Below are 6706 nucleotides of genomic sequence, written 5' to 3'. Positions count from 1 at the left end.
GCTTAATGCCACTTATTATCATTAAGCCTGTTTATTCTGGTTTCTCATTAGTTCATTTGTACTCTTCCATCCCCTTTTGCTGATGTGTGACAGTTGTGGGTGCGGAATGTGGGATATAAGCCCAATGCACTCTATCCGGCACAAAAAAAGTTTCAGTATAATAAGCTGAGGACTCCGCATTCCCCAAAAACTGATAATTATTAAACCTATAGGAACCAATACCGAATGAAACATCCAACTGCGGTGAAGTAGAAACCTTAACCGCGTCCAGTTGTAGAGTGGGATATCCCAATCGGGTACCGCCATATAAAAGAAATCGCCATCTAATATAGGGATATGAAGTTTGCGGAAGAAAAATAACCCACTTGCTCCCCAAATCAACATCAATAAAAACAAGATGGGATTGATTTGGCGCACTCCTCCTCTTGCATAATATTCTAGTAGTTGCCAGAAACAGACTCCAACAGCTAGCCCGACTGCAAAATGCATTAGCTTGTCGGTAGATAGATACATATTTCCTCTGTAAGTAAAAAGGATGGAAGCGTAAAAATAAATTTCACACTTCATCCTTCATACTCGATCGTTCTAGCAAATGGCTACTTGACAGATACAAACCATTGCTCAATACCTTCTGCGATCGCACTGGCTAATTTCTGTTGTTCGTATGGATTCACCACCCATTCAAACTCATTAGGATTGCTCATAAAACCCAGTTCCATCAACACAGATGGTGCGGATGCTGGACGAGCTAACGCTAAGTTATCCCAAAATACGCCATATGAAGGACGCCCCAAGTCTTTCACAATATGGTTGTGCATAAAGACAGCTAGGTTGTGGGCTTGGGGGTGATACCAAAACATTCCCACGCCCTGAGTATTCATCATGTCGCCATCATCGGGCAGAGAATTATAGTGAATCGAGAGAGCGATCGCTGGTTCTATTTTGTCAATCATCGCTACTCGATCTGGAAGCGATAATTCCTTATCCGTCTCCCGCGTTAAATACACGATCGCACCGCGTTGAATAAGGCGTTCTGCAATCAACTTTGACACAATCAAATTGACATCTTTTTCCGGATAACCATTTGGCCCCGGTGCGCCAGTTTCCTTACCCCCGTGTCCGGGATCGAGCAGAATTTTGATCCCAGCTAGTGATCTGTTTGTTTTTATTAGAGGCGTCTTGCCTTCCAAAGGCGGATGGCGTAGAGTCAACACCAAACTCGTGCCCTCATATCTAAGTTTGTAGCCCCACTGCTGCTGAGGTTTGAGATTAAAAGTATATTGCACCATCCCCGGCGCTGTTTGTTGCCAGTCTAGACGAGTAATCAAAGGATCGGGGTTGAGGCGAATGATATCAGTTTGGGCAGTAGTGTTGTAGAGAGTTAGGGTTAAAGTGCGATCGCCCTGCTGCACTACCATCGGTACTTGCACTTGCAGGGGAAATATTACTTCTGTCTTACCTGGAAGCTGACGGGTAGTGATGCTGCGAATAATCGACTTAGGTGGCGCAGAACCTTTGACGCGGCGAACTTCATCACCTTTAATCCAGCCACCGTAATCCAGCCGCAGCCATTCCCCTTCGATCCCCGTAATAGATGCCCGCGTTCCCTTGGGAAGCGGCGTCAGGCGAGAATAATCGGTACTGGGGCCAGTTCTAGCAACACCAGCTTCGCTAATCACCTCGGCAACTTCCAGGTTTGCGGGAGAAAGAATTTGCACCTTACCTGGCCCCTGCTGAGTTATGATGCTTCCGCTTCCCTCGGCTCCCTCTCCAGCAATCTTGCTAACGTGCCGGACAACAGGTAGGGGAGAAGGAAGGACAGAAGCGCTTGGAGGCGGTAAAACAGATGCGCCGGGAGGGGGAGTCATACTTAGTTGGAATTGGGGAAACCCCAAATCAGCAGCAGCAGCAGCAGCAGCACAACCTAAATATTGTCCTGCTCCTGCGATCGCAATTGGCTGATTGTTTTCTGTCAGTGCGGCGTTATTTGCTGGTAAATCGAACAGTATATCCTGGTTCCTTAAGGGAATTGTTTCACCGCCCAGTTGAACAGAAACATTAGCATTGGGAGGTGCAACAGCGCCAAAACAAATCAATTCTCCTGGCAATCTGGCTATATCCGTACCAGGAGTTAAAGAATCTTTTTTGAACTCCAAACCTTTTGGTGGTTGAGATTGAGCTGCCGTCCGCGTTACCTTAATTTTGACTTCCTTGTTTTTATACCGCAGATTAAACAAGTTGTCTCCCACCTTTAACGGAAAACGGGGAGCAAAATGTCCAGCAGGGCTGCGTTGAATTGCCTTACCATTTACTAAAACTTCTCCTCCCGGTGGAGCCGTTCCTATTAAAGAAATTCGGTCAGATGCAGTCTTGTAGGTTGCCGGGGGATAAGCAACGGAAAGGGATTGATTTGCCCATGCCGGAGATGCCATAACTGACCCTAACACAGCCAATCCTATAATGTTTTTCATTGTCACTCAGAGTCGATTATCTAAAATAGAGGATTTCGCTAACTAAAAAGTTTCCTCAATTGTCAAACATATTTGTAGGCAGACCGTCAATACTTTTTTGATTTTTCTCTTTCCAATATTCAAATATTCCCTGTTCTCCCTTCTTTTCAGCCCATTCTACAATTGTCTTTCTTTCTTCTTTAAGTTCATAAATCGGTACGCCATAACCGCAAGATGTTTGAACCAAGTCAATATCTAGTACAATTATTTGACGTTCCCCTAACATGGGATTGAAATGAAGATGAAATTTATCCCATTCTTTATTTCTTGGATGAATAACTTTTGCAGTACCGTACAAACGTAAAATCAAAGGTTTTTCATCAAAGCTGCAAAACATAATGGTCATTCGGCCTTCGGTTCCTGGTTCCGCCTCGGAATGCAAGTGAGCCGCAGTTTCGTTACCGCTGCCAGTTAAGTCTAGATAACCTGCTGTTTTATTGTCAAAGTAGCGGAAGGTATCTCTTCCTTTGGGTGAAAGGTTAATGCGTCCTTGTTTGGGTGCAGTTGCAGTAAAAAATATTTTTTGTTCTTCAATGAAATGACATAAAGACTCATTTAGTTCGGGGTAAAACTTGGCCATTTTAAAAATTCCTTAAGCAGTCTGCAAACAGTAGAGTAAATCTTTTTACTAGCTTTAACGATTCAGCCGGGTGAGAATTTAGCATTAAACTTGTTTATTATCTGTAAACTTAACTAAAAAAACATAAGGCGATCGCTATCCTGGCAGGTGGTGGGTAGGCTGCCGTTAGACGCGGGTAGGCAGGTACGCAACAGTTGTAAAAATCGCGTCTAGATGTATTTCCCTTTGAACCGCACGCGGCTATAGATAGCAATCTTTAATTTTAGCGGCATATCTACTTGAATCAAATCCCCTGTTTCTGCCCTTCGGGAGAGATAAAAGGCCGATTGTCCTAGCCTTTAGGTTATTGACTTGTGGTAGGCGACAGCTTAGCGCTATTAACTAACAACTCCTTAAGACTGTGGCACAATTAACGGGGTAGGTTGCCAGAAAGTTCTACTTTTGCATTTTATGACTAAGTTTGTTTTCGTCACCGGGGGAGTCGTCTCCAGCATCGGCAAGGGGATTGTAGCAGCTAGCCTGGGTCGATTGCTGAAATCTAGGGATTATTCTGTCTCCATTCTGAAACTAGACCCATATATTAACGTCGATCCGGGCACTATGAGTCCGTTCCAGCACGGAGAGGTATTCGTAACGGAAGATGGTGCAGAAACGGATCTGGACTTGGGACACTACGAGCGCTTTACGGATACTTCTATGTCGCGCCTCAACAGCGTGACGACTGGCTCGATTTACCAAGCGGTGATTAATAAAGAGCGCCGAGGGGATTATAAGGGTGGGACGGTGCAGGTGATTCCCCACATCACCAATGAAATAAAGGAACGCATACATCGGGTAGCTAAGAACACAAATCCGGATGTGGTAATAACAGAGATTGGCGGTACGGTGGGAGATATTGAATCTCTGCCATTTCTCGAAGCAATTCGGCGGTTTCGCAAGGATGTGGGGCGGCGCAACGTGCTGTACATACACGTTACCCTCGTGCCTTGGATTCCGTCTGCTGGGGAGATGAAAACAAAGCCGACACAGCATTCAGTGAAGGAACTGCGGTCGATTGGTATTCAACCGGATATTTTAGTTTGCAGGTGCGATCGCCCCTTGGCACATGGAATTAAAGAAAAACTATCGGAATTTTGCGATGTGCCGATGGAGTGCGTAATCGCCGCACCTGATGCCAAGAGTATCTACGAAGTGCCGCTGATGATGGAAAAAGAAGGACTGGCGCAACAGGTAATCGATTTACTCAACCTGGAGCAACGCCAGCTCGATTTGGCTAATTGGCAAACTTTGGTAGACCGCCTATATAACCCCACTAACCGGATTGAGATTGCCATTGTTGGTAAATATGTAAGGTTAAGCGATGCGTATCTTTCCGTACTAGAGGCTTTGCGCCATGCGGCGATCGCTATGGACAGCGACTTAATCCTCCGTTGGATTAACTCAGAAGACTTGGAAAATACCGATGCAAAGCGCTATCTAGACGGAGTTAGCGGCGTTATCGTACCCGGAGGTTTTGGTATCCGAGGGGTAGATGGCAAAATTGCCGCGATCCAATACGCCCGCGAAAATCACATTCCCTTCCTCGGCTTGTGCTTGGGTATGCAATGTTCTGTAATTGAATGGGCGCGGAACATCGCAGGACTTGACGATGCCAATAGTGCAGAGTTTGCCCCCCAGACGACTAATCCAGTAATTAACCTGTTACCCGAACAGCAAGATGTGGTGGACTTGGGCGGTACGATGCGATTGGGCTTGTACGCTTGCCGGATTGCTCCCAATACTCTGGCTTCCCGGCTTTATCAAGATGAGGTGATTTACGAACGGCATCGGCATCGCTATGAATTTAACAATGCCTTTCGCAATCTGTTTTTAGAAACAGGCTATGCGATTAGCGGGACTTCTCCAGATGGGCGGTTGGTGGAGATCGTTGAATTGCCAGGTCATCCCTTTTTTATTGCCACGCAATTCCACCCCGAATTTAGTTCTAGACCGAGTACGCCCCACCCCCTCTTTCAGGGGTTTGTTCAAGCCGCGATCGCCCGTTCTATCCCAGAGTTAGCACTGCAATCCCCAGCTGAGGTATCCTAAAACGCGGTTGTGTTGTAATTTGCTAGTAGCTTGGTGCTTCCTTGCTACTAGCTAAAGTGCCACTAACCCTAGACAAATGACCAACATCGATGACCGTTGACCACTATCCACTACCCATTACCCACTAACCACTAACTACTTACTACGCGCCGGAGGAGGTTATGTGGCGTATTGGATAAAAGTTAATTATGAGCGAAATGACTATGTAGTTGATCTTGACCGCATTAGTGCTTTTGCTTGCGCTTCTAGCGGTAGGATAACGTTCTGGTTGCCTGATAGTTCCATCCCGATCGTCATCAACCGCCAGAGTAACCCAGAGGGGTATCAAACAGTTTTGGAGTATGTACAACAAGTATCAGCCCACTCGCTAACTAGCTCTTGGATTAAGCTTCTTTACGATCGAAGTGAATATCTCGTCGATCTCAACCGCATCAGTGCCTTTTCCTATGCGGCTAATGGCAGGATAACGTTTTGGTTGCCTGAAAGTTCTATCCCGATCGTCATCAACAAGCAAAGTGACCCGGATACTTATCAAAAGCTGGCGGAATACATTAAGCGCAAAACTGGCCATGCCTTTTAATTTTGGATTTTGGATTTAATCTAAAATTGCTTCATCTGCAAAGCTAATTTTGCCGCACCAACCATCCCAGCTTGGTTGCCTAATTTAGCTGTTAAAAGTTGCAGTCCGGTGCGGGAACTGGGAAGTACTCGACGCTCAATTTCGGCGATCGCTGCTGGAAAGAAAAATTCTGCACTTGCACTCACTCCACCCCCAATCGCGATCGCTTCGGGCGTCAACACATAAATTAAACTGGTCAACCCAATACCCAAATCCCTTCCGTAGCTTTGCCAAAATTCCAACGCCTGCGAATCTCCAGCTTTAGCCAGTTTTCCCAGTTCTTCTGGTTCTAACCCCGTGCGCCGCCGAATTGCCCCAATTGATAAATACTGCTCTAGCGAACCTTGGTTGCCACTGTTACATTCTGGGCCATCCGCGTTAAGGGTAATTAATCCAAGTTCGCCTGCGGCGCCTCGATGACCTACGAAGAGGTTGCCATCTAGGATAATTGCCCCACCAACGCCAGTGCCTAAAGTCAATAAAATCAGGTTGCGGAACTCGCGACCCGCACCTAACCAAGATTCTCCCAATCCGGCGCAGTTCGCATCGTTGCCGAGAATTGTGGGTAAACCAGTTTTTTGCTCTAACCAATCAGCTAAGGGAACTTCACGCCAGCCTGCCAAATTAATGGCAACTTTTGCTATTCTACCAGAGGCATCAACTGGGCCGGGAGTCCCGACGCCGATCGCGATCGCTTTATGCTCGTTATCTACGCGGGCGATCGCTAGTGCCATAGCATCTAAAACAGCCGTCGGTGTCGCAGGCTGCGGCGTCGCCACGCTCAAAGACTGCAAGCACGTACCATCAGAGCCGAACCGCCCCAGCTTAATTGCAGTTCCCCCCAAATCTATGCCAATTACTTCCAGATTGTCCACAACCACTTTTCCAAAATCAAAAGTTCTCTAAGCC

The 6706-nt window shown here is 46.5% G+C and carries 5 protein-coding genes; 2 read left to right on the top strand and 3 right to left on the bottom strand.

The features are described 5' to 3' along the window. Positions 1-596: 596 nt before the first annotated feature. Positions 597-2471 carry an N-acetylmuramoyl-L-alanine amidase gene (locus H6F77_RS18555; protein ID WP_199321413.1) on the bottom strand — a complete coding sequence of 625 codons (1875 nt, stop codon included), beginning with the start codon at positions 2469-2471 and terminating at the stop codon, positions 597-599. A gap of 55 nt (positions 2472-2526) precedes the next feature. Beyond that, complete coding sequence (locus H6F77_RS18550) at positions 2527-3090, bottom strand: pyridoxamine 5'-phosphate oxidase family protein (protein ID WP_190490027.1); 564 nt, start codon at positions 3088-3090, stop codon at positions 2527-2529. A gap of 450 nt (positions 3091-3540) precedes the next feature. On the opposite strand from H6F77_RS18550, the gene pyrG reads away from it, so the two are divergent. Continuing rightward, positions 3541-5178, top strand: a complete 1638-nt coding sequence (gene pyrG / locus H6F77_RS18545; protein WP_190490026.1) for a CTP synthase — start codon at positions 3541-3543, stop codon at positions 5176-5178. A 163-nt stretch (positions 5179-5341) separates the two neighbouring features. After that, on the top strand, positions 5342-5758 hold the full coding sequence (locus tag H6F77_RS18540) for a hypothetical protein (protein ID WP_190490025.1): 417 nt from the start codon (positions 5342-5344) through the stop codon (positions 5756-5758). A gap of 20 nt (positions 5759-5778) precedes the next feature. On the opposite strand, the gene H6F77_RS18535 is transcribed toward H6F77_RS18540, so the two are convergent. Beyond that, positions 5779-6672, bottom strand: coding sequence for an ROK family protein (locus tag H6F77_RS18535; protein WP_190490024.1), 894 nt, complete (start codon positions 6670-6672; stop codon positions 5779-5781). Between the last annotated feature and the right edge of the window lie 34 nt (positions 6673-6706).

Source organism: Microcoleus sp. FACHB-831 (genome assembly GCF_014695585.1).
Lineage (GTDB): Bacteria > Cyanobacteriota > Cyanobacteriia > Cyanobacteriales > FACHB-T130 > FACHB-831.
This window is presented reverse-complemented; position numbering and strand designations above follow the sequence as displayed.

What these genes read in the sequence shown, in the direction of transcription:
- H6F77_RS18555 (WP_199321413.1), bottom strand. Translation starts at nt 2,471, where the DNA reads ATGAAAAACATTATAGGATTGGCTGTGTTAGGGTCAGTTATGGCATCT.
- H6F77_RS18550 (WP_190490027.1), bottom strand. Translation starts at nt 3,090, where the DNA reads ATGGCCAAGTTTTACCCCGAACTAAATGAGTCTTTATGTCATTTCATT.
- pyrG (WP_190490026.1), top strand. Translation starts at nt 3,541, where the DNA reads ATGACTAAGTTTGTTTTCGTCACCGGGGGAGTCGTCTCCAGCATCGGC.